This is a genomic window from Klebsiella sp. CN_Kp100 (assembly GCF_040065315.1).
Classification (GTDB): domain Bacteria; phylum Pseudomonadota; class Gammaproteobacteria; order Enterobacterales; family Enterobacteriaceae; genus Klebsiella; species Klebsiella oxytoca.
The window spans coordinates 1-26,988 of the sequence record NZ_JBEAIJ010000046.1 but is presented as its reverse complement, the minus strand read 5'-3'; the positions used below and the strand labels follow the sequence as shown (position 1 = coordinate 26,988).

Genomic DNA, 26,988 nt, shown 5'->3' with positions numbered 1-26,988 from the left:
CCAAATCTTCACTCAACTGTAATCTGAGCGACATCTGCGCCTTCTACTGTCTGGGCAGGACGGAGGAGGTGCCGCTATGTTTAGTCTCGACAATGTCATCGATGACCTGTGGCCTCAGGCAAAGCCAGCGCTCTGGCAGAAAAAGGTGCTGAAAAAGCTCCTGCATGAGGAAGAGTTTCAGCAGTTTGCCGCGCGTCATCATCACCTGAAAGGACTGGATACGGTCGAACAGGTGCTCGAACATCTTAATATCCGCTGCGCTATCCCGGCGCACGATCTCGAACAAATCCCCGAACATGGTCCGCTGGTCATCATCGCCAACCACCCCACCGGTACGCTTGACGGCCTGGCCCTGCTCTACGCGGTGTCCCGCGTGCGCCGCGACGTCAAAGTGGTCACCAACCGCATGCTGACTCACCTTGAACCGCTGAGCTCGCTGTTTATTCCGGTCGATAATATCAATGGCCGCACCGCCAAAGCGGCGTTGCAGCAGATGGACCAGCAGTTGCAAAACGGCGGCGTGCTGATTTTCTTCCCGGCCGGCGAAGTTTCACGCCTCACCCGGCGCGGTATTCGTGATAAAAAATGGCACTCCGGATTTATTAAGCTGGCGGCGAAATACCGCGCCCCGCTGCTGCCTGCGTGGATCCGCGCGCGCAACAGCGCACTGTTTTACGCCAGTACCCTGATGTCCGATAATCTGCCGTTACTGCTGCTGATGCAGCAAATGTTCCGTCGCCGCAACAGCAGCCTGCCGGTGAATATTGGTCAACAGATAGCCTGGTCAAACTGGTTCAATCCGCAAAGCTCTTCTCGGGAACTGACCGAGCGCTGCTATCGCCACCTGGAGCTACTCGGCAAAGGGCTGCCGGGTATATTCAAAACCGAAAGCGCTATCGCCCGTCCCGAAGACCGCGCCCTGCTCAAGCGCGAGCTGGGGAAGGCTGAAACGCTGGGACGCACGGCGGATGGTAAAGTCATCTATCTCTGGCAGCGCCGCGGCCAGGAAGATGCGCCGATACTGCGCGAGCTGGGCCGTCTGCGGGAAATCGCCTTTCGCGCGGTGGGGGAAGGCAGCGGCAAACGTCGCGACGTTGACGTTTATGACGACGACTATCTGCAGCTGATTCTGTGGGATGAGGAAGATCTTGAGATCGTCGGCGCTTACCGTTTTATGCCAACCGCAATACAGCTGGAAAAGCGCGGCCTGAACGGCATCTACAGCTACAGCCTGTTTCATTACGACGCGCGCATGGACGATATTCTGCAACACGGCATTGAACTGGGTCGCAGTTTTATCCAGCCGCGTTACTGGGGCCGCCGCGGGCTGGACTACCTGTGGTCCGGCATTGGCGCGTATCTGGCGCGCTATCCGCACTATCGCTATCTGTTCGGCCCGGTGTCGATTTCCGGCGGGTTGCCGCCGTCGGCGCGCGATCTGCTGGTGGCTTTTTATCGGCTGTGGTTCCCGGCGACGCATCCGCTGGCAGAGTCGCGGCGTCCTTATCCGGCCTCGCTGCCCGATGTTCTGGCCCAGTTTGGCGGAGAAGATTACAACGACGACCTGGCGCAGCTAAAGTCCCTGCTCGGCAACCTCGGTTGCGCGATCCCGCCGCTGTATAAGCAGTACTCGGAAGTCTGCGAGCCAGGCGGCGTGCAGTTTATCGATTTCGGCAGCGACCCGGATTTCAACAACTGCGTGGATGGGCTGGTGCTGGTAGATTTGACCTATCTGAAGGCCAACCGCTATCAGCGCTATATTGGGGTACATCTGGACGCGCAAAAATCGGCATAAAAGCCTTTTCCCGGAGGCGGCGCGTTGCGCCTGTCCGGGCTACACGCGCTACACGCGTACTATGCTGCGGTGCGTTTATCGTAGGTTGTTTCCCGGCTTATGGCACATTGCGCCTTAGCCGGGCTATAGAAATTAACCAGCCCGGTAATACGGCTTGTCCCCGAGAATCGTCGCCCGGTGCATAATGCGCCGCTGCGGCAGGTAATCGGCGTTGGCGTAGTGCTGGGTGACGCGGTTATCCCAAATCGCCACGTCGTTCGGCTGCCAGCGCCAGCGCACCTGAAAGTCCGGTTTAGTGACGTGAGCAAACAGGAAGCCGAGCAGCGCCTCGCTCTCTTTCTCCGTGACGTCAACGATGCGGGTGGTAAAGCCCTCATTGACAAACAGCGCCTGTTTACCGGTCACCGGATGGGTGCGCACTACCGGATGTAGCAGCGGCGGATTTTTCGCGACCGCCTCCAGCCAGCGCTGATGCTCCTCTTCGCTTTTACGATATTTATACTCCTGAAACGATTTGCGAAAATCATGCTCCGCGTGCAGGCCGCTTAACAGCTGGCGTAAAGGCCCGGAGAGCGCCTCATAGGCCGCAATGCCGCTGGTCCACAGGGTGTCGCCGCCGGTTGACGGCAGCTCTTTTGCCGCGAGGATCGCCCCGGCGGGCGGCGTCTCAATGAAGGTGACATCGGTGTGCCAGTTATCGTTATCCGGCGGGTTATCGTCGTGGGTATCAAGCACGATAATCTCATCGACGCCGGGCGCGTGCGGATAGACCGGATGAATATGCAGGTCGCCAAAGCGCAGGGCGAGATCCCGCTGCTGTTCGGGAGTGATATTCTGCTCGCGCAGGAACACCACCTGGTGACGCAGCACCGCGTGATACAGCTGCTCAAACTGGTTGTCGCTCAGCGGGCGGGTAATATCGACGCCGGATACCTGCGCGCCAATATACGGCCCCAGCGGGGTAATGCTTAAACGTTCGCTCATTGTACTTCTCCATGCCAGGGCGTCAGTCGACGCTGCAGCGCGCGCAGCCCCAGTTCCAGTAAAAAGGCGATGATGGCAATCACCGCGATCCCGGCCAGCACCACGTCGGTGGCGAGGAACTCACCGGCGGACTGCACCATAAAACCTAACCCGCGGGTGGCGGCAATCAGCTCCGCGGCCACTAGCGTCGACCAACCCACGCCGAGCCCAATGCGCAGGCCGGTGAGGATCTCCGGCAGCGCGCCGGGCAGGATCACCAGCCACAGCACCTGCGCCCGGCTGGCCCCTAAAGATTGCGCGGCGCGAATGCGCACCTGCTGGGCGCTCTTTACGCCCGCCAGCGCCGACATCGCCACCGGCGCGAATATCGCCAGGTAGATCAACAGGATCTTCGAGGTCTCGCCGATGCCGAACCAGATCACCATCAGCGGTAAATAGGCCAGCGGCGGCACCGGGCGATATAGCTCGATCAGCGGGTCGAGGATCCCGCGTACCGTGGGGCTCAGCCCCATGGCGATTCCGACCGGCACGCCGAGCAGTACCGCCGCCAGCAGCGCGATAACGATACGCGTCAGGCTCGCCGCCAGGTGCTGCCAGAGGGTGGCGTCCATAAAACCCTGCGGACCGGCAATAGTGATAAGTTTCTGCAATACCTGCCCCGGCGGCGGTAGAAACAGCGGGCTAATCAGCTGCAGGGCGGCAACGGCCCACCAGATAGCCAGCAGTACCGCCAGGGTCGCCGCGCTGAGAGTGAGCTGACGCGAGAACGGCCAGCGCCACTTCAGCCTACGCTGACGCGGTTTATCATTGATGACCACGCTCATGAGAAAGCCTCCCGTTGTTCAAATACCCGGCTGAGGACGTACTCGCGCTGTTCGATAAACCGCGGGTCCGATTTAATGCTGCGGCAGGATTCGCCGGCCACAAAGCGGCGGCCAAAATCGAGCGGCAGCCGTTCGAGCACCCGGCCCGGCCCCGGCGAAAGCAGTATCAGCTCGGTGGCCATAAACACCGCCTCTTCGATATCGTGGGTGATCAGCAGTACCTTCTTGCCGGTCTCATGCCACAGGCTGAGCAGCAGGGTTTGCATCTGCTCGCGGGTAAAGGCATCCAGCGCACCAAACGGCTCGTCGAGAAGCAGCAGCTGCGGATTGGCCGCCAGCGCGCGGGCAATGCCCACCCGCTGACGCTGGCCGCCGGAAAGCTGCCAGATAAAGCGCTTTTCCGCCCCTTCGAGGCCGACTTTTTTCAGCATCCGCGCGGCGGTTGCCCGGCGCTGCGTTTTGTCGACGCCCGCCAGCTGTAGCCCGAGCGCGACGTTATCCTGCACGTTGCGCCACGGCAGCAGCCCTTCATTCTGAAAGACCACGCCGCGATCGGCTCCCGGCCCTTCAACCCGCCTGCCTTCAAGAGTGATGCTGCCGTGCTGATAAGGCACGAATCCGGCAATCAGGTTCAGCAGCGTGGTTTTACCGCAGCCGGAAGGCCCGAGGACCACCAGCAGTTCACCGCTGTCCAGCGTCAGGTTGATATCCGCCAGCGCTGGTTTACCGCCGTAGTCGGCGGAAAGATGCGAGATTTGCAGCATCATGACCTCCTTTACTTCACAAAACGGTCGGTAACGTACTGGCTGTAGTCGCTTCCCGCTGCGGGGACTTTACCCTGCTCTTTCAGGAATTTAGCGGTGTCGATGATGGCTTTATTCACCGGCCCGTTCAGCTCCTGCGCCTGTTGGGCAGCGGTCAGATAGGTATTGCCTTTCACCAGCCCCGGCACGTCGGCTTCCGGTACGCCGCTCAGGCGCGCCAGCTTGCTGATGTTTTCCGGCTGCTTCAGCCACTCATCCGGGTTGGCGATATAGGGCTGCTGCGCGTCAATGGCGCTTTTGGCGAAGGCTTTGACAATATCAGGATGCTTTTCGGCAAAGTCTTTGCGTACCACCCACACGTCCAGCGTCGGCGCGCCCCACTCCCCCACCTGCGACGAGTCGGTGAGAACCGTGCCGTCTTTTTCCAGCGCGTTGACCGCCGGCGCCCAGACGTAGGCGCCGTCAATGTCGCCGCGCTGCCAGGCGGCAATAATCGCCGGCGGCTGCAGGTTGAGGATCTGCACCTGCCCCGGTTTAATCCCCCAGTGCTTCAGCGCCGACAGCAGGCTGTAGTGAGTCGTAGAAATAAATGGCACGGCGATGCGTTTGCCGATCAGGTCCTGCGGTTTGGTGATGCTCTTCTTCACTACCAGCGCTTCGGAGTTACCGAGCTTTGAGGCCAGCAGAAAGACTTCAATCGGCACCTGCTGGGTGGCGGCGACCGCCAGCGGGCTGGAGCCAAGGTTACCGATCTGCACGTCGCCGGAAGCCAGCGCCCGCACGATGCTCGCGCCGCTGTCAAACTTGCGCCAGTCGACGGTCGCCCCGCTCGCTTTGGCGAAGGTGTTGTCCGCCTGGGCGACTTTCGCCGGTTCGGCGGAGGTCTGATACGCCACGGTGACGTTCACCGCCTGGGCCTGGAATGCCGCCAGCGCCAGCGCGGCAATGAGTGTGATACGCGATGATAGTGCCATAGTGTCTGCTTCCCATAGTTGTTATGGGTGCAGTATTTCCGGCGCGATGCGTTTGATGAAGTAATTAAAAATTCTTGCTAAGAACAAAGCGTTTTTAGAAAAAAATCGGCAATGCTTATACACAAAATCATTCATGCTGCATCGAGGCGGCAAGGTTGTTCGTCCCCGGGAGCTGACATAAGTCAGTGATCGGGGCGGGCAAACGAAGCCAACAAAGAGGCAGCTTGAAGGATGAAGTGTATTGCGATTTTGTTACATTCATTGCATAACTGCGCCTGATTGATTGCCAGCGCAGCGGCGGCAGGCATCATAGAACCATGATGCGCTAAGAGAGAAGAAACATGATTCGAGTGGTGCTGGTCGATGACCATGTGGTGGTGCGTTCAGGCTTTGCGCAGTTACTCAGCCTCGAAGAGGATCTCGAGGTGGTTGGCCAGTTCAGCAGCGCGGCGGAAGCGTGGCCGGCATTATTGCGCGACGACGTCAACGTGGCGGTCATGGATATCGCCATGCCGGATGAGAACGGCATGAGCCTGCTAAAGCGCCTGCGCGCGCAAAAGCCGCAGTTTCGCGCCATTATTCTCAGCATTTACGACACCCCGGCCTTCGTGCAGAGCGCCCTTGATGCCGGCGCCAGCGGCTATCTGACCAAACGCTGCGGCCCGGAAGAGCTCGTGCAGGCGGTGCGTTCCGTCGGTATGGGTGGACACTACCTGTGCGCCGATGCCCTGCGGGCGCTGCGCGGCGTAGAGCAACCGGCGCAGGTGCTCGAGGTGCTCACCCCGCGTGAACGCGAAGTGTTTGATTTGCTCGTTAAAGGCGACAGCGTCAAGGAAATCGCCTTCAAGCTCGATCTCAGCCACAAGACGGTGCACGTTCATCGCGCCAACGTGCTGGGCAAACTGCAGTGCCACAGCACCATTGATCTCGTCCATTTCGCCCTCGACCACCAGCTGCTGGCGGGTCATTAATGTCGCGCAGCCTTCGCCACAGCGTCATCTCGCTGTTCATCGTGCTGGCCTGGGGAAGCGGCTGGCTGATGCTGTGGACGCTCGGGTTTTACCTGACCCATAACGGCCAGCAGGCGGCGCTGTTCCTGCCTCACGGCGTCTATCTGGCGCTGCTGATCCTGCTTTCGCGCCGCTACTGGCCCGCGCTGGTGCTGCCTCCCGTGCTGATGCTGTTCTGGCTGCACGGCGAACAGCTGCTGAACGGCTATATTCTGCTGGCCGCGCCGTTGATCGGCCTGCTTCCCGCCGGCATCGCCCAACAGTTCTGGCACCGCTTCCCCCTTTACTGGCAGCGGCTGACGCTGCTGCTGGCCACGGTCACCGCCAGCGCATTACTCAACACCGCCCTGCTCTCGCCGTTTGTGAAAAGTCCGGCGATGATGCTCGGTCTGGCCTCGTTTACCGGCGGGGTGCTGCTGACGCCGTTTGTCTATCTGATTTTTGAATTCCTGCGCCAGCAGCACCGCTACCACCTGCTGGGGCTGGATACCAATAATCCGCCGCTGCGCACCTCATTGATCATCTGGTGCAGCCTGTTCTTTATTATTGGCATCGGCACCCAAATGGTTCTGTCGCCGGAAATCGAGCGTCTGCTGTTAATTGTGGTGTTTCTGCCCAACGTGGTGATGGCGTGGAAGTTCGGCTGGCAGGGCGGCGTTCTCTCCGGTCTGCTGGGCAGCATGATGATCACCATCGCCCGTCAGGTTGGCGTCGGATTCAGCAACCTGGTGGAGCTGGAGATTTTTCTGGCGACCCAGGCGCTGCTCGGTATCGGGCTGGGGATTGCCATCAGTCGCCAGCAGCACCTGGCGCAAAACCTGCACCACTATCGCCAGCGGCTGGAGGCGGAGCTGGCGGCGCGGCGGGCGCTAACCGAAAAGCTGATCCATACCGAAGAGGATACGCGCAAAAGCCTGGCGCGCGAGCTGCACGACGAAATCGGCCAGAATATTACCGCCATTCAGATCCAGTCGCAGCTGGTGAAGCGAGCGCGCGATCCGGCGCAAACCCAGGCCGCCGCCAGCCAGATTAACGATCTCGCCCGGCGTATTCACCACTCTACCCGCCAGCTGCTGCGCCAGCTACGCCCCCCGGCCCTTGATGAACTGTCGTTTAAAGAGGCGCTGCACCATTTGCTCAATGAGTTTGCCTTTGCCGAGCGCGGTATCCGCTGCCGCTTTGACTACCGGCTCACCGCCACGCCGGAGAGCGAAACGGTACGTTTTACCCTCTATCGGCTGCTACAGGAGCTGCTTAACAACGTCTGTAAACACGCCGACGCCAGCGAGGTTGCCATTGCTCTGTATCAGCAGGGGACGCTGCTGCGCCTGGAGGTCAAGGACAACGGTATCGGTATCAGCCCCGACAAAATGGCCGGCTTCGGCATTCAGGGCATGCGTGAACGGGTCAGCGCCCTGGGCGGAGAGCTGACCCTGGAGTCGCAGCATGGGACGCGGGTAATTGTTAACTTGCCCACAAATTTGCAACAAACAGCCGGCTAACCAGGAAAAAGTCTTAGTCACTCCGGACTTTCTCTCATCCCCTTTCGATTTCACTTTCATATAGTCAGCAAAACGGAGACGGCGATGCGCTCAGCAACCGACATTAATCAACATTACCGGACGCTGCGTCCGCAGCTGCTGATGTACATGGTCATCGGATATGCGGCGTTTTACCTGACGCGCAAAAGCGTCAACTACGTATTGCCGGCGCTGCAAACGGATCTGGGTCTGGATAAAGGCGATATCGGCCTGCTGGGATCGCTGTTTTACCTGACCTACGGTCTGTCGAAGTTTACCGCCGGACTGTGGCACGACAGCCACGGGCAGCGCTGGTTTATGGGCGTGGGCCTGTTCGCCACCGGTCTGCTGAACGTGGTGTTCGCCTTCGGCGAATCGCTGACGCTGCTGCTGGCGGTCTGGACGCTGAACGGATTTTTTCAGGGCTGGGGCTGGCCTCCCTGCGCCCGCCTGCTGACCCACTGGTACTCGCGCAACGAACGCGGCTTCTGGTGGGGCTGCTGGAATATGTCGATCAATATCGGCGGAGCGATTATCCCGCTGATTAGCGCCTTTGCCGCCCACTGGTGGGGCTGGCAGGCGGCGATGCTGGCACCGGGAACGATCAGCATGGCATCAGGCATCTGGTTAACGCTGCACCTGAAAGGAACGCCCCGCGAAGAGGGATTGCCGTCAGTAGGCCGCTGGCGTAACGACCCGCTGGAGCTGCGCCAGGAGCAGCAAAGCCCGCCGATGGGGCTATGGCAGATGCTGCGCACCACGATGCTGAAGAATCCAATGATCTGGCTGCTGGGCGTCTCTTACGTGCTGGTCTATCTGATCCGCATCGCGCTCAACGACTGGGGCAACATCTGGCTGACGGAGAGCCACGGCGTCAATCTGCTCAGCGCCAACGCCACGGTGATGCTGTTTGAAGCGGGTGGTCTGCTCGGGGCGTTGTTCGCCGGATGGGGCTCGGATCTGCTGTTCAGCGGCCAGCGGGCGCCGATGATTTTACTGTTCACGCTGGGGTTGATGGTCTCCGTCGCCGCGCTTTGGCTGGCGCCGGTCCATCACTACGCGCTGCTGGCGGTGTGTTTCTTTACGGTGGGCTTCTTCGTTTTTGGCCCACAAATGCTGATTGGCCTCGCGGCGGTGGAGTGCGGACACAAAGCGGCGGCGGGTTCAATTACCGGATTTCTCGGCCTGTTCGCCTATCTGGGGGCAGCGCTGGCGGGCTGGCCTCTGTCGCTGGTCATTGAACGCTACGGCTGGTCGGGCATGTTCAGTTTACTCTCGGTCGCCGCAGTTCTGATGGGTTTATTGCTGATGCCGCTGCTGATGGCGAGCATTACTACCTCTGCTGCTCAAAGGATAAAATAATGAAAAAAACGCTGGTCACTACCCTGATTGCTTCCGGCATTGCGCTGGCGACGTTAAGCGGCGCGGCGCACGCCAAAGGTCGTCTGGTGGTCTATTGCAGCGCCACCAACGAAATGTGTGAGGCGGAAACCAAAGCCTTCGGCGAAAAATATGACGTAAAAACCTCATTTATTCGCAACGGTTCCGGCAGCACGCTGGCGAAGGTCGATGCCGAGAAGAAAAACCCGCAGGCGGATGTCTGGTACGGCGGCACCCTCGACCCGCAGTCCCAGGCCGGTGAAATGGGCCTGCTGCAGCCCTATAAATCGCCCAATCTTGCGCAGGTGATGGAGCAGTTCCGCGATCCGGCGAAGCTGAAAGGCAACTACTCCTCGGCGGTGTACGTTGGCATACTCGGCTTCGGCGTGAACACCCAGCGCCTGAAAGAGAAAAATCTGCCGGTGCCGAAATGCTGGAAAGATCTGACTAAACCGGAATATAAAGGCGAAATTCAGATTGCCGACCCGCAGAGTTCCGGCACCGCCTACACCGCGCTGGCGACCTTCGCCCAGCTGTGGGGGGACGATCAGGCTTTCGATTATCTCAAACAGCTTAACGCTAACGTCTCCCAGTACACGAAGTCCGGTATCGCCCCGGCCCGCAACGCCGCCCGCGGTGAAACGGCCATCGGCATCGGCTTCCTGCACGACTATTCGCTGGAAAAAGAACAGGGCGCGCCGCTGGAGCTGATCTCGCCGTGCGAAGGCACCGGCTATGAAATTGGCGGCGTCAGTATCCTGAAGGGCGCGCGCAACCTCGACAACGCCAAACTGTTTGTCGACTGGGTGCTGTCGAAAGATGCCCAGGAGCTGGCGTGGAAGAAAGGCAAGTCTTATCAGATCCTGACCAACACTACCGCCGACACCTCGCCGAACTCGCTGAAGCTCGACGACCTGAAGCTCATCAACTATGACATGGATAAATACGGCTCAACGGACGTGCGTAAAGCGCTAATCAATAAATGGGTTAGCGAAGTGAAGATGGGTAAATAAGCCCGCATTGCGTTCATTTGCCGGGTGGCGGCATCACTGCCCTACCCGGCCTACGACACCGGAAAACTTATGTCACACACACTTGCACTCCATCCCGTGAAAAAGCGGGATGCGATATTCCTTTGGGTTTTATTCGGCTGGCTGGCGTTTGCCCTGCTGCCGAGCTGGAGCCTGGATTACGGTCTGCTGGAGTCCACGAGCGATGAAATTCTCGCGGCCTACGGCTGGTCACAGTTCAATATCAGCTGGCTGTGGTATCTGTTACCGAGCCTGCTGCTGATTCGTCCCTTTCAGGAAGCCAGGCGGGAGCAGCGCAGCCGCCACTATCTCGATGCTGGCTGGGCGTTCTGCTGTATGGCGTTTATCGTCGTCAGCGCCACCGTGGAAGGCCGCGGATTAGGCTACGCCACCATCGTGCTGTTTGTCGCGCTGGGGGCCATCATGACCCTGGCGCTCACCCGCCTGGAATGGCTGGGGGGCGACCGCTTTGTCATTGGTTCGCTGGTCACCATCGTGGCGTTAATCGGCGTCTTTATCGTCTGGCCGAGCATCGCTATTTTCATCCCGATGTTCACTAACGACGCCGGCGAGTTTGCCCCGCTGGCGTTTATGGCCGTGCTGTCGCAGGCGCATATTGTCCAGGTGATCCTCAACTCCATCGCCCTGTCGATTGCGGTAGGCATCGGCTGCACTTTCTTTGGTCTGGTGCTGGCGATTTACACCACCCGTATCGCCCAGCGCAGCGCGATTATTGGCCGCATTTTCTCGATTCTGCCGATCGTCACCCCGCCGTTTGTCGTCGGTCTCGGCGTTACCCTGATGATGGGCCGTTCCGGCTACGTCACCGAACTGATGGTCGACTGGTTTGGCTTAACCAACACCAACTGGCTGTACGGATTTACCGGCATCTGGCTGGCGCAGGTGCTGGCGTTCACCCCGATGGCGTTTATGATCCTCGACGGCGCGATTAAGACCATTCATCCGTCGCTGGAGGAGGCGTCGTACACCCTGCGCGCCAGCCGCTGGCAGACCTTCAACGGCGTCTTCGTCCCGCTGCTGAAACCGGCGCTGGCGAACGCGTTTTTAATCGTCATCGTTCAGTCGCTGGCCGACTTCAGCAACCCGCTGGTGCTCGGCGGCAACTTCGACGTACTGGCGACGCAAATCTACTTCTATATCACCGGTTCGCAGCTCGATTATCAGGCCGCCAGTACTCTCGGCGCATTCCTGCTGCTGTTCTCGCTGCTGGTGTTCTGCATTCAGTATATGTGGATCGGCAAGCGCTCTTACGTCACGGTTTCCGGCAAGTCCTACCGTGGCGACGTGCAGCCGCTGCCGGTGACCCTGGTGTGGAGCGTGATCGCCATTCTGGCGGTGTGGATCGCCTTCAACGCCCTGCTCTACGGCAGTATTTTCTACGGCAGCTTTACCGTTAACTGGGGCGTGGACTACACCCTGACGCTGGATAACTTTATCAAGCTGTTCGGCCAGGGGATGAGCGACGGCGCCTGGCCTTCGCTGCTCGATACTCTGCTTTACGCCGGGATCGCCGCGCCCATCACCGCCGCTTTCGGCCTGCTGATCGCCTGGATCGTAGTGCGACAGCAGTTTAAAGGCAAAAAGACCATCGAGTTCACCACCATGCTGTGCTTCGCGGTGCCGGGCACCGTGGCGGGCGTCTCCTATATTCTCGCCTTTAACAGCGCGCCGGTGTACCTCACCGGAACGGCGGCGATTGTGATTATCTCGATGGTCATGCGTAACGTGCCGGTGGGCATTCGGGCAGGTATTGCCGGTTTAGGCCAGATCGACAAATCGCTGGACGAAGCGTCGCTCAGCCTGCGCGCGGGTTCCCTGCGCACCATTACGCATATCCTGCTGCCGCTGCTGCGCCCGGCGATCCTCTCGGCGCTGATCTACAGCTTTGTGCGCGCCATTACCACCGTCAGCGCCATTGTGTTCCTCGTGACGCCGGACACCCGCGTCGCTACCGCCTATATCCTCAACCGGGTGGAAGACGGCGAATACGGCGTGGCGATCGCCTACGGATCGATTCTGATCGTCGTGATGCTGGCGATTATTTTTATCTTTGACTGGCTGATCGGGGAAGCGCGTATCTCCCGGTCAAAAGCCAAAAACCAGGCGTAATGGAGCGCACTATGAGTCAGAAAAATTTTGTTGAGCTGCGCAACGTCACCAAGCGATTCGGCAGCAACACGGTTATCGACAATATCAATCTCACCATCCCCCAGGGACAAATGGTGACCCTGCTCGGCCCGTCCGGCTGCGGCAAGACCACCATTCTGCGCCTGGTCGCCGGGCTGGAAAAACCGAGCGAAGGACAGATTTTCATCGATGGCGAAGACGTTACTCATCGCTCCATTCAGCAGCGCGACATCTGTATGGTATTTCAGTCTTACGCCCTGTTTCCGCATATGTCGCTGGGGGACAACGTCGGCTACGGTCTGAAGATGCTCGGCGTGTCGCGCAGCGACGTGAAAGCGCGGGTGAAGGAGGCGCTGGCGATGGTGGATCTGGAAGGATTCGAAGATCGCTATGTCGATCAGATCTCCGGCGGTCAGCAGCAGCGCGTGGCGCTGGCGCGCGCCCTGATCCTCAAGCCAAAGGTGCTGCTGTTTGATGAGCCCTTAAGCAACCTCGACGCCAACCTGCGGCGCAGCATGCGCGATAAGATCCGCGAGTTACAGAAGCAGTTTGATATCACCTCGCTGTATGTGACCCACGATCAGAGCGAAGCCTTTGCGGTTTCCGATACCGTGCTGGTGATGAATAAGGGACATATCATGCAGATCGGCTCGCCGCAGGATCTTTACCGCCAGCCCGCATCGCGCTTTATGGCGAGCTTTATGGGCGATGCCAACCTGTTCCCGGCCGCCTTTAGCGAGGATTTTGTCGATATTTATGGCTATCGGCTGCCGAGGCCGCCGCATTTTGCCGCCCAGGGCGAGGGCAGCGTCGGCGTGCGCCCGGAGGCGATCACCCTGAGCGATCGCGGCGAGGAGAGCCAGCGCTGCACGATTCGCCACGTGGCCTATATGGGACCGCAGTACGAGGTGACGGTAGAGTGGCACGAGCAGGAAATTTTGCTGCAGGTGAACGCGACGCGGCTGCAGCCGGATGTCGGCGAGCACTATTATCTCGAAATCCACCCGTACGGGATGTTTGTGTTAGCGGATGCCAAGTGATTGATGCCGGGTAGCGCTTACGCTTACCCGGCCTACGATTCGTGCACGTTGTAGGCCGGGTAAGGCATCAGCCGCCACCCGGCGCAAACTCAACGCCGCGCGTTCAGTTCGGCAATATCCTTCGGCGTCGTGCGGCAGCAGCCGCCAATCAGCTTCGCCCCCGCCGCCAGCCACTGGGGTAAATATTCCGCCAGCGTTGCACAGGCTTCGCCGTGGCGATGCCAGGTCTTGGATACCGCGTCATAGTGCTCCCCGGAGTTAGGATAAACCACCAGCGGCAGCGCCGTCAGGCTATGCAGATGCGCCAGCGCGGCGGTGGTGTTTTCCAGCGCGATACAGTTAATGCCCAGCGCCACCACCTGCGGATAGTTTGCCAGCACGGCAACCACTTCCCGCAGCGGCGTGCCGTCGCTGAGATGCTGCGCATCGCGCAGGGTAAACGAGAACCATGCCCGCGCGCGCGGATAGGCAGTCAGCAGCTCCGCCAGCGCCTTCATCTCGGCGAAATTCGGCATCGTTTCACAGGCCAGCAGATCGGCCCCGGCGTCGAGCAGCGCTTCCACGCGCGGACGATGAAATGCCTGAAATTCCTCATCGCTGCGGACATAATCGCCGCGATACTCCGAGCCGTCCGCCAGGAAGGCGCCGTACGGCCCGACCGAACCGGCAACCAGCAACGCGCCCGCCTGCGGGTTTTCCGCCAGATACGCTTCCCGCGCCTTGCGGGCCAGCTCAACGCTTTTGCCGATCAGCGCTTTCGACTGCGCTTCATCAAGGCCGAGGGCAGCAAAACCTGCCGGAGTGGCCTGATAGCTGGCGGTGATCGCCACCTGCGCGCCGGCGCGGAAATAGTCGAGGTGAACTTCGCGGATAAGCTCCGGGTTGTCGACCAGCACTTTCGCCGACCACAGGCTGTCGGCAAGATTGCAGCCGCGCGCTTCCAGCTCCGTCGCCATCGCGCCGTCCAGCAGGATAAAGGGCTTTGCGTCAATGAGGGCGGTTAACGGATTATTCTGCGACATGTTGAGGCTCCTGGGTGAGTTTCCGTGAACGAGTCAGATAATACGCACCATAACACAGTGCCACGAACGGGATCCCGCACCACAGCGCAATCCTCTGACTCGGGTCAAACGCCAGACCCACGCAGGCTACCAGGCAAAGCACAAATCCCAGCACCGGCACCAGCGGATACCACGGCGCGCGATAGTGCAGTTCGCTTAGCGCCTTCCCCTGCTGCAGATGGCGACGGCGGAACATAAAGTGCGAGGCGCAGATGCTCAGCCATACCGCCACCACCGCAAAACCGGAAATCGCCGACAGCGCGACAAACACCGTATCCGGGGCCACGACGCTGGAGAAGAGCGCCAGCACGCCGCCGAGCATGCTGACCGAAATCGCCGTCAGCGGCACCCCGTTCCTGGTCAATTTGGTAAAACAGGACGGCAGCGTTTTTTCATTGGAGAGCGACCACAGCATCCGCCCGGAGGCGTAAAGGCCAGAGTTGGCCGCCGACAGAATCGCCGTCAGGATCACAAAGTTAAAGATATCCGCCGCGTAGGGAATACCGACCTTTTCGAACACCAGCACAAACGGGCTTTTCTCGACTCCCGCCTGCTGCATCGGGATCAGCGCCGCCAGCACGAAGACGGTGCCGATGAAAAAGATAATCAGCCGGGCGATGGTGGTACGAATGGCCACCGGAATGACTTTATGCGGATTCTCCGTTTCCCCCGCCGCGATGCCGATAAGCTCGGTGCCGGAGAAAGCGAAGTTAACCGCCACCATGGTCATCAGGATCGGCAGACCGCCGTGCGGGAACCAGCCTTCGGCGGTGATATTGCGCAGCCCCGGCGCCGGAGAGCCATCCTGCATCGGAATGATGCCAAAGATCGCCGCCCCGCCGAGAATAATAAAGGCGATAATGGTGACCACCTTCACCAGCGAGAACCAGAATTCACCTTCGGCAAAGAAGCGGGTGGAGATAACGTTGAGCGCGAAAATCACCGCGCAGAATACCACGCACCAGACCCATACCGGCACCTGCGGGAACCAGTACTGCATGCAGAATCCGGCGGCGGTGAAGCTTGAGCCAAGCGCGACGGTCCAGGTCAGCCAGTAGAGCCAGGCGACGGTATACCCGGTCGCCGGGCCGAGATAGCGCGCGGCGTAGACGTGAAACGCCCCGGTTTCCGGCATCGCCACCGAAAGTTCGCCCAGACACTGCATCACCAGCCAGACCACCAGCGCGCCAATCAGATAGGCCAGCAGCGTGCCCGCCGCTCCGGTGGTGGAGATGATATAGCCGGTATTAAAAAATAGCCCTGTGCCAATAACGCCACCCAGCGACAGCATGATCAGGTGGCGAGTCTTCATGGTGCGCTTAAGCTGCCCACCTTGTTGTTGTTGTGTTGTTTGCATTTGACCCCATGGGCGTATAGACATCTAAACATCCAGATAAGAGGTTCCTTATACCCCGCCTGTCGCCAAATTGCAAAGCCGCCGGGCCTGTCATCTATGCATTCGCCCAAATCATCATCGCCACTTATGGGCAGAATAACGACAAAAGAGAAACCGTGATCGCCGCCCTCATTAAATCAAAACATTGGTGCTAATTTTACAAAACAACAAACCAAAAAAGGATAATGCCATGATACCCCGCGCTTTGCCTCTGTGGGCCGCCGCTGCCGCCGTCGGCCTTCTACCGCTGCACGCCGCTCAGGCCGCGAGTTCCGTGAAGTTTCCCGATAAAGTCTGTGATATCACCCACTACGGCGCAGAAGGCCATCGGCTGCAAATCGCGCTCAACACCGATGCCATTCAAAAAGCGATTGATGACTGCGCCGCCGCCGGAGGGGGAACGGTGCTGGTGCCGAAAGGTAATTTCCTCACCAACCCGCTGTTTCTGAAGAATAATATTCAGCTTAAGCTGGAGAAAGACGCCACCCTGGTGGCCTCAACCGAAGTGGCTGCCTATCGCGGCGATGATAAAACGCGATACGCCGAAGCGGAAAACGGCTGGCTGCCGTTTATTAGCATCGCCGACGCGCAAAACGTGGCCATCGTCGGTGAAGGCACTATCGACGGCCAGGGCGCAGTGTGGTGGGAACGCTGGCGGGAAAATATCCGCGCCACCGGCAAGAAAGGCGGTACCGACCGGCCGCGGCTGATTTATATCACCCGCGCCAGCAACGTGCTTATCGACGGCGTGACCCTCACCCATTCACCCAGCTTCCACGTGGTCACCCGCTACGCGCACGATGTCGATATCAACGGCACGCGTATTCTTTCGCCGTGGCATGCGCCGAACACCGACGCCATCGATCCTATCGATAGCCAGAATATCCGTATTACCAACAACTATATCGACTGTAACGACGACCATATTGCCATCAAGGCGGAGAAAGCCGACCCGCGCTTCCCGGACGGCGTGGTGGATAACATCTATATCGCCAACAACACTCTGAAGCAGGGGCGCGGGATCTCCATCGGCAGCGAGAGCGCAGGCGGCGTGAATAACGTGCTGGTGGAAAACAATACCTTCGAAGGTTCGATGTACGGCATTCGGATTAAAAGCCCGCGCGGCAAAGGCGGCGAGGTAAAAAATATCGTCTACAGCAATACCAGAATGCATAACGTTGAGGTGCCGCTGGTGTTCTCCGCCTATTACAAAGCCGCGCCGATTGTGCAGGCCGAGGTCGATAAGCTGTTGCAGGCAGGCGGCTTTACCCTCGGCGAGCAGATCTATCCGCCGGACAGCGACCCGAAACAGCCGTTCGATAAATACAAGACTCCGCACTTCAGTAACATCACCGTTGAGAATTTAACCTCCACCGGCGACAGCAAAGCGGCGGCCTATATTATCGGTACCCCGGAAGCGCCGCTCAGCGGTTTCCATTTTAGCAACGTCAATATTGAAGCCGACCGCGGCCTGCGCATTCGCAATGCCGAGCTGGAGAGTAAAGGACTTAACCTGCAGGTGAAAGCAGGTCCGGTAATTCAACAAGACGCTGGCGCCATCGTGCACCAGTAACGCCACATTTGCGGGCAGCTGCACCACGGCGACTCTTCCGCCGGGCGCGGTCTGCCCCTTTTTTGATCCTCGTTGGCGTAGAGCCTGGCCCAACAGGCGTAATCGTTGCAGACAGTTTGCACACGGACAGCGCGCAAGAACCGGAGCGTACACGTAGTACGTGAGGATGATTCGCTACGCTCCCCCTGCGGGCCGCCCTGGGCAGTGCTCAGACAACACTCTGTGAGTATTGTCTGAGCACTGCCCAGGGCCAAACTGGCAAATAAGATAGCCCTAATGGGATAGGTTCTTAAACCGCCGCGTTTATCGGTGGTATGCCCTGGCATTCTCTTTGCAACCCTCCCGATATCTTTATCTGGCGAGGCAACGAACATGACAGAGCAAACCACAACGCTTAAAAGAACGCTCGGCAGTTTCCGCTTATGGGGGATCGCCGTTGGGCTGGTTATTTCCGGGGAGTATTTTGGCTGGAGCTACGGCTGGTCCCAGGCCGGGACGCTGGGCTTTCTGATCGTCGCGCTGGCCATCGCCGCGATGTACTGCGCCTTTATTTTTAGCTTCACCGAGCTAACCACCGCCATTCCGCATGCGGGCGGACCTTTTGCCTACGCCTACCGCGCCTTTGGCCCCACCGGCGGGTTTATCGCCGGCTTCGCGACCCTGATTGAATTCGTCTTCGCCCCGCCCGCCATCGCTATGGCCATCGGCGCCTATCTGAACGTGCAGTTTCCGGCGCTCGACCCCAAATGGGTGGCCTGCGGCGCCTATATTATCTTTATGACGCTGAATATTCTCGGCGTGGGGATTGCCGCCACCTTTGAGCTGGTGGTGACGTTATTAGCGATTTTCGAACTGCTGGTGTTTATGGGCGTGGTCGCGCCGGGCTTCTCCTGGAGCCATTTTACCGCTAACGGCTGGGCGGGCGCAGAAAGCTTTAGCGGCCTGGCGCTGCCGGGCATGTTTGCCGCCATCCCGTTCGCGATCTGGTTCTTTCTGGCGATTGAAGGCGCATCGATGGCCGCCGAAGAAGCTAAAGATCCGCAACGCACTATTCCCCGGGCGCTGGGCGGCGGCATTCTGACCCTGACCGTACTGGCGATAGGCGTGATGGTCTTTGCCGGCGGCGTCGGCGACTGGCGAACCCTGGCCAATATCAACGACCCGCTACCGCAGGCGATGAAAATGGTGGTCGGCAACAGCAGCGGCTGGCTGCATATGCTGGTGTGGCTGGGGCTGTTTGGCCTGGTGGCCTCGTTCCACGGGATTATCATGGGCTACTCGCGGCAGATTTACTCTCTGGCGCGCGCGGGCTATCTCCCCGCCGGGCTGGCGACGCTGAACCGCCGCACCCGCACGCCGCATCTGGCGATCCTCGCCGGGGGCGTGGTCGGCATCGCCGCCATTTTCTCCGATTCGCTGATCACCATTAGCGGGATGCCGCTGACCGCCTGTATCGTCACGATGTCGGTATTTGGCGCTATTGTTATGTATATCACCTCGATGGCGGCGCTGTTTAAGCTGCGCCGCAGCGAGCCGAAGCTGATTCGACCGTTCCGCGCGCCGCTCTATCCGTGGGCGCCGGCCTTCGCGCTGGCCATGGCGGTGCTCTGCCTGGTGGCGATGGTCTGGTACAACACGCTGCTGGCGCTGATTTTCGCCGCCATGATGCTCGGCGGCTACCTGTGGTTTCGCAAGACCGCAGCGGCTCGCCAGCGCGCGGCGGTGGATCCGCAGCTGCGTACGGTCTCCTGAGGAGGCGACACATGTATAAAACCACGCTATCGGGCCAGGTATGGCGCTTTGAGAGCCTGAAAACCCTACTGGCGAAGGCCTCCCCTGCGCGTTCCGGCGACGCGCTGGCGGGCGTTATCGCCGGCTCCGCCGAAGAGCGGATGGCGGCAAAAATGGCGCTGGCGGAGGTTCCGCTCACCGAGATTCTCGATAATCCGCTGATTCCCTACGAGCAGGATGAGGTGACCCGGCTGATCCTCGATACCCACGACGCCCGGGGCTTCGCGGCGATTCGCCATCTTACGGTCGGCGATTTTCGCGACTGGCTGCTCGACGACGCCACCGATGAAGCGGCGCTGCGCCAGGTCGCCCGCGCGATAACCCCGGAGATGGCCGCCGCGGTCAGCAAGCTGATGCGCAATCAGGATCTGATCCTCGCCGCCAGCAAATGCCGGGTCGTCACCCGTTTTCGCAACACTATCGGCCTGCCGGGGCGCCTGAGCGTGCGCCTGCAGCCCAATCACCCGACCGATGACCTCAAAGGCATCGCCGCCAGCATGCTCGACGGCCTGCTGTATGGCGCAGGAGACGCGGTGATCGGCATCAATCCGGCCAGCGACAGCCTGCCGGTGCTGGCGCAGCTGAACCATATGCTTGACGATATCATTCAGCGCTTCGCCATTCCGACCCAGTCGTGCATTTTGACCCACGTCACCAACACCCTGCAGCTGATTGAGCGCGGCGCGCCGGTGGATCTGGTGTTCCAGTCGGTGGCCGGTACCGAAGCCGCCAACAGCGGTTTTGGCATTAATCTGGCGCTGCTGCAGGAAGCGCGGGAAGCGGCGCTTAGCCTGAACCGCGGCACGCTGGGCAACAACGTGATGTATTTTGAAACCGGCCAGGGCAGCGCTCTTTCCGCCAACGCCCACCACGGCGTTGATCAGCAGACCTGCGAAGCCCGGGCCTATGCCGTCGCCCGTCATTTTGAGCCGCTGCTGGTCAATACGGTGGTGGGCTTTATCGGCCCGGAGTATCTGTACGATGGTAAGCAGATTATCCGCGCCGGGCTGGAAGATCACTTCTGCGGCAAGCTGATGGGGCTGCCCATCGGCTGCGACGTTTGCTACACCAATCACGCCGAAGCGGATCAGGACGATATGGATACCCTGCTGACGCTGCTTTGCGCGGCCGGGCTGACCTTTTTGATCGGCGTACCGGGGGCAGACGATATTATGCTCAACTACCAAAGCACCTCGTTCCACGATGCCCTTTACGCCCGCCGACTGCTGGGTTTACAGCATGCGCCTGAGTTCGCCGACTGGCTGACGAAGATGCAGATTATTGACCGCCACGGCGCGCTGCGTCTGACCGATGCCCACCATCCGCTGCTTTCCGTCCTGCCGCAAGGAGAACCGGTATGAATCCTCCCGACGCCTGGAACCCGCTGCGTGAGTTTACCGATGCGCGGATTGCGCTGGGGCGCAGCGGCGCCAGCCTGCCGACCCGTGAAGTGCTGAATTTCGGCCTCGCCCACGCCCGGGCGCGCGATGCTATCCACCAACCTTTCGCCAGCGACCAGCTTGTTCAGCCGCTGGCGGAGCTGGGGCTGTCGACGCTGACCGTCCGCAGCGCCGCCAGCGATCGCCATGTCTATCTGAATCGCCCGGATCTGGGGCGACAGCTGAACAAAGAGAGCCGCGCCGACCTCGCCGCCAGCGGCGCGCGCCCCGCCGACCTGCTGCTGGTGATTGGCGACGGGCTGTCGTCGTACGCCGTGCAGCGCCAGGCAGTGCCGCTGATTCGCGCCCTGCTGCCCTATCTGAAAACCCTCGGCCTGAGCCTGGCCCCGGTGGTGCTGGCGCACCAGTCGCGGGTCGCGCTGGGCGATGATATAGGCGAAACGCTGAAGGCCAGAGCGGTGGCGATATTGATTGGCGAACGGCCCGGGCTCTCTTCGCCGGACAGCCTCGGAGTGTATTTAACCTGGCAGCCGCATCGTCAGCGGCTGGAGTCGGAGCGCAACTGTATTTCTAATATCCGTCCGGAAGGGCTGAGCTTTGATGCCGCCGCTTTTAAGCTGGCCTGGCTACTGGAGCAGGCCTTTTTGCGGCGGCTTACCGGAGTGCGCCTGAAAGACGAAAGCGATAATCCTGTACTGCATGGAAAAATAAAACCGTTGAGCCAGCTAAAATAATAAACCAGGCGGACAGCAGAATAGATTTTTAATATTACCGGGCGCACCTGGATATTATTTTCGGGTGCGCGCTGGCATTGCGGATTTTGCAGGCCGGGTAAGGCGTCAGCCGCCCCCGGCATAATGCGTTCACCGTACCCAAAACAGGGTTGTCATCAGCCTTATGCCCTTTCCTGCAGGTAATAAGAATATTGCATGAGTAAAAACGAAACGGACGTTGTAAGGTAAATCTGCATACCAAATATATCTCGTTATCTATTCAATATAACAGCCAATAATTCGCCGGATATCCAGGTGAATTATTTCTCAATGTTATGCAGTCATTGATGGTTAAAGATAAATAATCGACCGACGGTGAGGTAAAAATGAACAAGTTTTCCGGGAAAGCGTCTTTAACGGCCACGCTGGTTGCCGCGTGGGTCGGTGCCAGCAGCGCGCAGGCGGCTGAAATTAAAATTGGCGTGGTCTTGCCGCTGAGCGGCGCGCTGAGCGGCTACGGACAACCTTCGCAAAAAGGGCTGGATATCATCCAGAGCATTACGCCGACGTTAAAAAATGGCGACACCGTGAAGCTTATCGTGATTGACGATAAAAGCGACAAGGTCGAAGCCGCTAACGCCATGCAGCGCCTGGTCTCCAGCGATAAAGTCGACGCGGTGATCGGCGAAGTCACCTCCTCCAATACCCTGGCGATGACCAAAATCGCCGACGACAGTAAAACGCCGCTGGTCTCCTCAACCGCCACCAACGACCGCGTCACACGCAACCACCCTTACGTCAGTCGGGTCTGCTTCTCCGACAGCTTCCAGGGCGTGGTCGGCGCTAACCTCGCCTCGCGCGATCTGAAGGCTAAAACCGCCGCCATCGTCTTCGACAGCAGCAACGACTACTCCGTTGGCCTGGCGAAAGCCTTCCGCACGCAGTTCCTGAAAAACGGCGGCACCATTCCTATCGAAGTTCAGGCTCCCGGCGGCAGCAAAGACTTTAAGGCCCAGCTGGCCAGCGTGAAGGCGAAGAACGTCGACATGATCTATATGCCTATCTACTACACCGAAGGGGCGCTGATCGCCGTACAGGCGAAGCAGCTGGGGCTGAGCAAGCCGGTGGTCGGCGGCGACGGGCTGGCGGCGGATCAGGTCTTTTTTGACGTCGGCAAAGACGCGGTCAACGGCTATATGACCACCGACTACTACTCGCCGAACGCCAAAGAGCAAACGCCGGCGGGCGAGGTGTTTATCAAAGCCTGGGAAGCCAAATACCAGCAGCCGACCCATACCTGGGGCGCGATGGCGGCGGACGCCTATAACGTCATTATCAACGCCATGAACCAGTGCAGCGACCCGCGCGACCGGGTTTGCGTTAACGAAAAAATTCGCGCTACTAAGGACTTCCAGGGCGTAACCGGTACGCTGACGTTACAAAACGGCGACGCTATCCGCAGCGCGGTCATCAACGAAGTGAAGGATGGCAAGCTGGCGTTTCGTACCGTGGTTAATCCTTAACCCCGTCATACTTCAAGTTGCATGTGCGCTGGCTGTGTTACTCGGCTCATCCATGAGCATCGCCCCTACGGGGCCAGCGCAAGCGCTGTTCAAAACGGTTAACCGTTTTGTCCTGCAACTCGAATTATTTAGGGAAAATAAGAGAGATATCAGATGGATGGTGCCATTTTTCTCCAGCAAGTGGTCAATGGAATGAGCCTTGGGGGCATGTACGCCCTGATTGCCATCGGTTATACGATGGTTTATGGGGTGCTGCGCCTGATCAACTTCGCCCATGCGGACGTGATGATGGTCGGGGCGTTTACCACCCTGTTTTTGTTTTCTTCCATTGGACTACCCTTCGGGGTAGCCGTTTTCCTGACCCTCGCGCTGTGCGGCCTGTTCGGCATGCTGATCGACCGGGTGGCCTATCGCCCGCTGCGTCAGGCATCAAAAATCTCGATGCTGATCACCGCCATCGGCGTCAGCTTCTTCCTCGAAAACCTGTTCAACGTGCTGTTTGGCGGCAGCTCGCGCTTCTTTTCCGCACCGGAATTTTTCAACAACACTCGCGCCTTTGGTGACGTGATTATCACCAACGTGGCGTGGATCGTGCCGCTGATCACCGTCCTGCTGCTGCTGGCGATCCTCTGGCTGCTGTACCGCACCCGCTACGGGATGGCGATCCGCGCGGTGGCCTTCGACGTTAATACCGTCCGCCTGATGGGCATCGACGCCAACCGCATTATCTCGCTGGTGTTCGCCCTCGGCAGCAGCCTCGCGGCGCTGGGCGGGGTGTTCTACTCCATCAGCTACCCGACTATCGACCCGCTGATGGGCGTGCTGATCGGCCTGAAGGCCTTCGCCGCCGCGGTGCTCGGCGGAATCGGCAGCGTCACCGGCGCGGTGCTCGGCGGCTTTATTCTCGGCTTTACCGAGGTGGTGGCGGTCGCCCTGTTTCCCGAGCTGGGCGGCTACAAAGACGCCTTTGCCTTTATGTTCTTGATTCTGGTCCTCTTATTCCGCCCGGTTGGCATTATGGGCGATGAACGTCTGGAAAGGAGCCGTTTCTGATGCTCAACGCTACGACTACCGCCGGGGCGCAGCTGCGCAACCTGGTCATTATTGCTCTCTGCGTCGCGCTGCTGGCCGGGATCAACGTCGTCTTCAACGACTACATTATTCGCGTCATCAGCACCATTTTCGTCTTTATGATCCTCGCAGTCAGCTATAACCTGATCAACGGCGTGACCGGCCAGCTGTCGCTGGAGCCCAACGGCTTTGTGGCGGTCGGCGCTTACGTCACCGCCCTGCTGATCCTCCCCAGCGACAGCAAGCTGGATATGTTTGAGATGGCCGCGCCCAGCCCGTGGATCCTCGTGCTGCACGCCGGATTCCTGCCCGCACTGCTCATTAGCGGCCTGTGCGCGGCGGCGCTGGCGGTTTGCCTTGCCCTGCCGGTCTTCCGCGTGCGCGGCGACTACCTGGCGATTGTGACCCTCGGCTTCGGCTTTATCATTAAAATCCTCGCTATCAACAATCCGCAGATCACCAACGGCGCGATTGGCCTCAACGATATTCCGCAGCAGCCGCATCTGCTGTTCTGGTGCGGGCTGTTCGCCCTGCTGGCGACCGGGATGATTCTGCAGCTGGTGTGGTCGAAGTACGGGCGAATGATGAAAGCGGTGCGCGACGACGAAGACGCCGCTATCGCCATGGGCGTGAACACGTTTCGCATTAAAACCTGCGCCTTCGCCACCAGCGCCTTCTTCGAAGGGATCGGCGGCGGCCTGCTGGCCTCGCTGCTGACCACCATCTCGCCGGGACTGTTCGACTTTATGCTTACCTTCCAGCTGCTGATTATTATCGTGCTCGGCGGCCTGGGCAGCACCACCGGCGCGCTGCTCGGCACCATACTGGTGGTCGGCAGCGGCGAGTGGCTGCGCTTTCTCGACCAGCCGCTCCAGTTCTTCGGTCACGATCTCGGCGCGTATCCGGGCCTGCGGATGGTGGTGTTCTCGCTGCTGCTGCTGATCATCATGCTGTTCGCCCGCGAAGGTCTGCTGGGCAAAAAAGAGATTTGGCAGGTGGGCAAAAGGAGACGCGGCGATGGCGCAAAATAAGGTCATTTTACAGGTGCAGGACGTGACCATGCAGTTCGGTGGCCTGCGGGCTATCGACAGCGTCAGTTTCCACGTCGACGAGGCGGAAATTTTTGGCCTGATTGGCCCCAACGGCGCGGGCAAAACCACGATGTTCAACGTCATCACCGCCAACTATAAACCGACCAGCGGCAGCGTGACCCTCGCGGGAAAGTCGCTGAAGGGGCTGAAGCCGAACCGGGTGGTTAACGCCGGGATCGCCCGCACCTTTCAGAATATCCGCCTGTTCAACTCGATGACGGTACTGGAAAACGTGATGGTTGGCCTCGACAGCGCCAGCCGCTATTCGCTGCTGGAAGCGGCGCTGCATATCGGCCGCTACTATCCCGCCGAGCGGGCGGCAAAGGCCAAAGCGATGGCGATTCTGGACGATATCGGTATCGCCCATTTCGCCGACGTGCAGGCCACCAACCTTAGCTACGGCAACCAGCGCAAGGTGGAGATCGCCCGCGCGCTGGCGACCTCGCCAAAATTACTGCTGCTCGACGAACCCGCCGCCGGGATGAACCCGAAGGAGACGGAAGATCTGGCAGACCTGATCTTCCGCATGCGTAACGACTATCAGCTCAGCGTACTGCTGATCGAGCACGATATGCCGTTCGTCAACAAGCTGTGCGAGCGGGTGATGGTGCTGGAGTACGGCAAGCCGCTGTTTAGCGGCCTGATGTCGGAAGCCATTGAGGATCCGGGCGTGATTTCCGCTTACCTGGGGGACGTTCGTTATGCTTAGCGCGCGCGAATTAAACGTGTTTTACGGCGTGATTCAGGGACTAAAAGGCGTTGATATTGATATTTACGACCGGGAGATCGTTACCCTTATCGGCAGCAACGGCGCGGGGAAAACCTCAACCCTCAACGGCATCGTCAACCTGGTGCGCTCCACGGGGCGGGTCAATTTTCTCAACGAGGATATCTCCCGCAGCCAGACGCATCAGATTGTGCGTAAGGGGCTGGCGCTGGTACCCGAAGGACGGCGCATCTTCACCAACCTGACCATCGAAGAAAATCTGCGCATGGGGGCCTACAATAATCTCGCCGGCTTTACCCGCCTGCGCGATCGCATGTACAGCCTGTTTCCCCGCCTCAAGGAGCGGCGTGCTCAGATGGCGGGCACCATGAGCGGCGGCGAGCAGCAGATGCTGGCTATCGCCAGAGCGCTGATGAGCGAACCGGTACTGCTGATGCTCGATGAGCCAAGTCTCGGGCTGGCGCCGAAAATTGTCGGGGAGCTGTTCGCCACGATTAGGCAGCTGCGGGAGGAGAATATTACCGTGCTGCTGGTGGAGCAAAACGCCACGGCGGCGTTGACCATCGCCGATCGCGCGTATGTGCTGGAGAATGGGAAGATTATGCTCTCGGGTCCTGCGCAGGAGGTGCTGGCGAATCCGGAAATCAAGCGGATGTATCTGGGGGGATAAAGCTGTTCAGGGCTGCGGCTTCGCTTCCTGCGTCGCCGCAACCGCAAACAGCCTCGCGCTACACAAAGCACACCTCGTTCCAGTAGGCTTCACGCGTCCTGCGCCGCTCAGTATGTTTTATCATGGCGAAACCACCTTGTTTCAACGTTGCCGAGCTCAATTCCGTAGAGACTGGCGACCGGTAATATTGCCTCCATGATGCGTTGGGTATCCTGCTGCCCGGCTTCACCGTCAGATAAAGAAGCCAGCCAGCCCGTTATGCGTTGCCACAGCGCCACTTTCATTTTCTCCTCCGTCAGGAAGCATTTTTGCCTGGGTCTATTTCAACCACAGTTGACGGCGAGCGGGAAATATCAATTCCGGATTAGTAATGCTGTGGGATGCATATTGGGGCCTTTCCCGGATTGCGACGTAAACGTCTTATCCGGGCTACTTTTCCTCGGTTTGGTAGCCCGGACAGGCGCGTCAAGCGCCGCCTCCGGGAGAGTTTCATACAGCAGCG

At 59.5% G+C, this 26,988-nt stretch carries 24 protein-coding genes; 16 read left to right on the top strand and 8 right to left on the bottom strand.

Annotated elements, in window-relative coordinates:
- The first annotated feature begins 76 nt into the window (after positions 1 to 76).
- Positions 77 to 1,795: a lysophospholipid acyltransferase family protein gene (locus ABLV12_RS21050; RefSeq protein ID WP_324176405.1), complete on the top strand. Its 1,719-nt coding sequence runs from the start codon at positions 77 to 79 to the stop codon at positions 1,793 to 1,795.
- A 132-nt stretch (positions 1,796 to 1,927) separates the two neighbouring features.
- On the opposite strand, the gene tauD is transcribed toward ABLV12_RS21050, so the two are convergent.
- Genes tauD through tauA form a run of 4 tightly spaced genes read right to left on the bottom strand, consistent with a single transcriptional unit; the run spans position 1,928 to position 5,341 of the window.
- Positions 1,928 to 2,779: a taurine dioxygenase gene (gene tauD / locus ABLV12_RS21045; RefSeq protein WP_004099353.1), complete on the bottom strand. Its 852-nt coding sequence runs from the start codon at positions 2,777 to 2,779 to the stop codon at positions 1,928 to 1,930.
- Positions 2,776 to 3,603 carry a taurine ABC transporter permease TauC gene (gene tauC, locus ABLV12_RS21040; RefSeq protein WP_004099351.1) on the bottom strand — a complete coding sequence of 276 codons (828 nt, stop codon included), beginning with the start codon at positions 3,601 to 3,603 and terminating at the stop codon, positions 2,776 to 2,778. The genes tauD and tauC overlap by 4 nt, the downstream gene beginning before the upstream one ends.
- Positions 3,600 to 4,367 carry a taurine ABC transporter ATP-binding subunit gene (gene tauB, locus ABLV12_RS21035; protein WP_016808629.1) on the bottom strand — a complete coding sequence of 256 codons (768 nt, stop codon included), beginning with the start codon at positions 4,365 to 4,367 and terminating at the stop codon, positions 3,600 to 3,602. Before tauB ends, tauC begins: the two co-directional genes overlap by 4 nt.
- Positions 4,368 to 4,378: 11 nt before the next feature.
- Positions 4,379 to 5,341, bottom strand: coding sequence for a taurine ABC transporter substrate-binding protein (gene tauA / locus ABLV12_RS21030; RefSeq protein ID WP_004099349.1), 963 nt, complete (start codon positions 5,339 to 5,341; stop codon positions 4,379 to 4,381).
- 341 nt (positions 5,342 to 5,682) lie between these two features.
- On the opposite strand from tauA, the gene ABLV12_RS21025 reads away from it, so the two are divergent.
- From ABLV12_RS21025 to fbpC, 6 genes are all read left to right on the top strand, one after another.
- Positions 5,683 to 6,312: a response regulator transcription factor gene (locus ABLV12_RS21025; protein WP_335269496.1), complete on the top strand. Its 630-nt coding sequence runs from the start codon at positions 5,683 to 5,685 to the stop codon at positions 6,310 to 6,312.
- Positions 6,312 to 7,853, top strand: a complete 1,542-nt coding sequence (locus tag ABLV12_RS21020; protein WP_004099347.1) for an MASE1 domain-containing protein — start codon at positions 6,312 to 6,314, stop codon at positions 7,851 to 7,853. Before ABLV12_RS21025 ends, ABLV12_RS21020 begins: the two co-directional genes overlap by 1 nt.
- Positions 7,854 to 7,913: 60 nt before the next feature.
- A complete protein-coding gene (gene uhpC, locus ABLV12_RS21015) occupies positions 7,914 to 9,233 on the top strand; it encodes an MFS transporter family glucose-6-phosphate receptor UhpC (RefSeq protein ID WP_224226429.1) in 1,320 nt (439 codons plus the stop codon).
- Positions 9,233 to 10,264 carry an ABC transporter substrate-binding protein gene (locus ABLV12_RS21010; RefSeq protein WP_004099345.1) on the top strand — a complete coding sequence of 344 codons (1,032 nt, stop codon included), beginning with the start codon at positions 9,233 to 9,235 and terminating at the stop codon, positions 10,262 to 10,264. The genes uhpC and ABLV12_RS21010 overlap by 1 nt, the downstream gene beginning before the upstream one ends.
- Positions 10,265 to 10,333: 69 nt before the next feature.
- The gene (locus ABLV12_RS21005; protein WP_004099344.1) at positions 10,334 to 12,412 is read left to right on the top strand and encodes an iron ABC transporter permease; all 2,079 of its coding nucleotides are present in this window, start codon (positions 10,334 to 10,336) and stop codon (positions 12,410 to 12,412) included.
- Positions 12,413 to 12,423: 11 nt separating this feature from the next.
- Positions 12,424 to 13,470 carry a ferric ABC transporter ATP-binding protein gene (gene fbpC, locus ABLV12_RS21000; protein ID WP_004110936.1) on the top strand — a complete coding sequence of 349 codons (1,047 nt, stop codon included), beginning with the start codon at positions 12,424 to 12,426 and terminating at the stop codon, positions 13,468 to 13,470.
- An 89-nt stretch (positions 13,471 to 13,559) separates the two neighbouring features.
- Here fbpC and mmuM read toward each other — a convergent pair whose 3' ends face one another.
- Both mmuM and mmuP read right to left on the bottom strand, forming a co-directional pair.
- On the bottom strand, positions 13,560 to 14,492 hold the full coding sequence (mmuM, locus tag ABLV12_RS20995; protein ID WP_004110935.1) for a homocysteine S-methyltransferase: 933 nt from the start codon (positions 14,490 to 14,492) through the stop codon (positions 13,560 to 13,562).
- The gene (mmuP, locus tag ABLV12_RS20990; RefSeq protein ID WP_032704611.1) at positions 14,479 to 15,888 is read right to left on the bottom strand and encodes an S-methylmethionine permease; all 1,410 of its coding nucleotides are present in this window, start codon (positions 15,886 to 15,888) and stop codon (positions 14,479 to 14,481) included. The genes mmuM and mmuP overlap by 14 nt, the downstream gene beginning before the upstream one ends.
- 229 nt (positions 15,889 to 16,117) lie before the next feature.
- Here mmuP and ABLV12_RS20985 point away from each other — a divergent pair, with 229 nt between their 5' ends.
- The 4 genes from ABLV12_RS20985 (at position 16,118) to eutC (ending at position 21,425) form a co-directional block, all read left to right on the top strand.
- A complete protein-coding gene (locus tag ABLV12_RS20985) occupies positions 16,118 to 17,500 on the top strand; it encodes a glycosyl hydrolase family 28 protein (protein WP_004099339.1) in 1,383 nt (460 codons plus the stop codon).
- Positions 17,501 to 17,872: 372 nt separating this feature from the next.
- Positions 17,873 to 19,252: an ethanolamine permease gene (eat, locus tag ABLV12_RS20980; RefSeq protein WP_004099338.1), complete on the top strand. Its 1,380-nt coding sequence runs from the start codon at positions 17,873 to 17,875 to the stop codon at positions 19,250 to 19,252.
- A gap of 11 nt (positions 19,253 to 19,263) precedes the next feature.
- Positions 19,264 to 20,652 carry an ethanolamine ammonia-lyase subunit EutB gene (locus ABLV12_RS20975; RefSeq protein WP_064398689.1) on the top strand — a complete coding sequence of 463 codons (1,389 nt, stop codon included), beginning with the start codon at positions 19,264 to 19,266 and terminating at the stop codon, positions 20,650 to 20,652.
- Positions 20,649 to 21,425 carry an ethanolamine ammonia-lyase subunit EutC gene (eutC, locus tag ABLV12_RS20970; RefSeq protein ID WP_160885660.1) on the top strand — a complete coding sequence of 259 codons (777 nt, stop codon included), beginning with the start codon at positions 20,649 to 20,651 and terminating at the stop codon, positions 21,423 to 21,425. Before ABLV12_RS20975 ends, eutC begins: the two co-directional genes overlap by 4 nt.
- 259 nt (positions 21,426 to 21,684) lie before the next feature.
- On the opposite strand, the gene ABLV12_RS20965 is transcribed toward eutC, so the two are convergent.
- Positions 21,685 to 21,828, bottom strand: a complete 144-nt coding sequence (locus ABLV12_RS20965) for a hypothetical protein (RefSeq protein ID WP_348867305.1) — start codon at positions 21,826 to 21,828, stop codon at positions 21,685 to 21,687.
- Here ABLV12_RS20965 and ABLV12_RS20960 point away from each other — a divergent pair.
- The 5 genes from ABLV12_RS20960 (at position 21,791) to ABLV12_RS20940 (ending at position 26,486) form a co-directional block, all read left to right on the top strand.
- Positions 21,791 to 22,927 (top strand): ABC transporter substrate-binding protein, encoded by a 1,137-nt coding sequence (locus ABLV12_RS20960; protein ID WP_348867304.1) that lies wholly within the window; start codon positions 21,791 to 21,793, stop codon positions 22,925 to 22,927. The genes ABLV12_RS20965 and ABLV12_RS20960 overlap by 38 nt on opposite strands.
- A gap of 153 nt (positions 22,928 to 23,080) precedes the next feature.
- The gene (locus tag ABLV12_RS20955) at positions 23,081 to 23,980 is read left to right on the top strand and encodes a branched-chain amino acid ABC transporter permease (protein ID WP_004099333.1); all 900 of its coding nucleotides are present in this window, start codon (positions 23,081 to 23,083) and stop codon (positions 23,978 to 23,980) included.
- Positions 23,980 to 25,029 carry a branched-chain amino acid ABC transporter permease gene (locus ABLV12_RS20950; RefSeq protein ID WP_017146540.1) on the top strand — a complete coding sequence of 350 codons (1,050 nt, stop codon included), beginning with the start codon at positions 23,980 to 23,982 and terminating at the stop codon, positions 25,027 to 25,029. Before ABLV12_RS20955 ends, ABLV12_RS20950 begins: the two co-directional genes overlap by 1 nt.
- The gene (locus ABLV12_RS20945; protein ID WP_004099331.1) at positions 25,016 to 25,798 is read left to right on the top strand and encodes an ABC transporter ATP-binding protein; all 783 of its coding nucleotides are present in this window, start codon (positions 25,016 to 25,018) and stop codon (positions 25,796 to 25,798) included. Before ABLV12_RS20950 ends, ABLV12_RS20945 begins: the two co-directional genes overlap by 14 nt.
- Positions 25,791 to 26,486, top strand: a complete 696-nt coding sequence (locus ABLV12_RS20940) for an ABC transporter ATP-binding protein (protein WP_004099330.1) — start codon at positions 25,791 to 25,793, stop codon at positions 26,484 to 26,486. Before ABLV12_RS20945 ends, ABLV12_RS20940 begins: the two co-directional genes overlap by 8 nt.
- Before the next feature lie 107 nt (positions 26,487 to 26,593).
- On the opposite strand, the gene ABLV12_RS20935 is transcribed toward ABLV12_RS20940, so the two are convergent.
- The gene (locus ABLV12_RS20935) at positions 26,594 to 26,770 is read right to left on the bottom strand and encodes a hypothetical protein (RefSeq protein WP_004099329.1); all 177 of its coding nucleotides are present in this window, start codon (positions 26,768 to 26,770) and stop codon (positions 26,594 to 26,596) included.
- Positions 26,771 to 26,988: the final 218 nt, after the last annotated feature.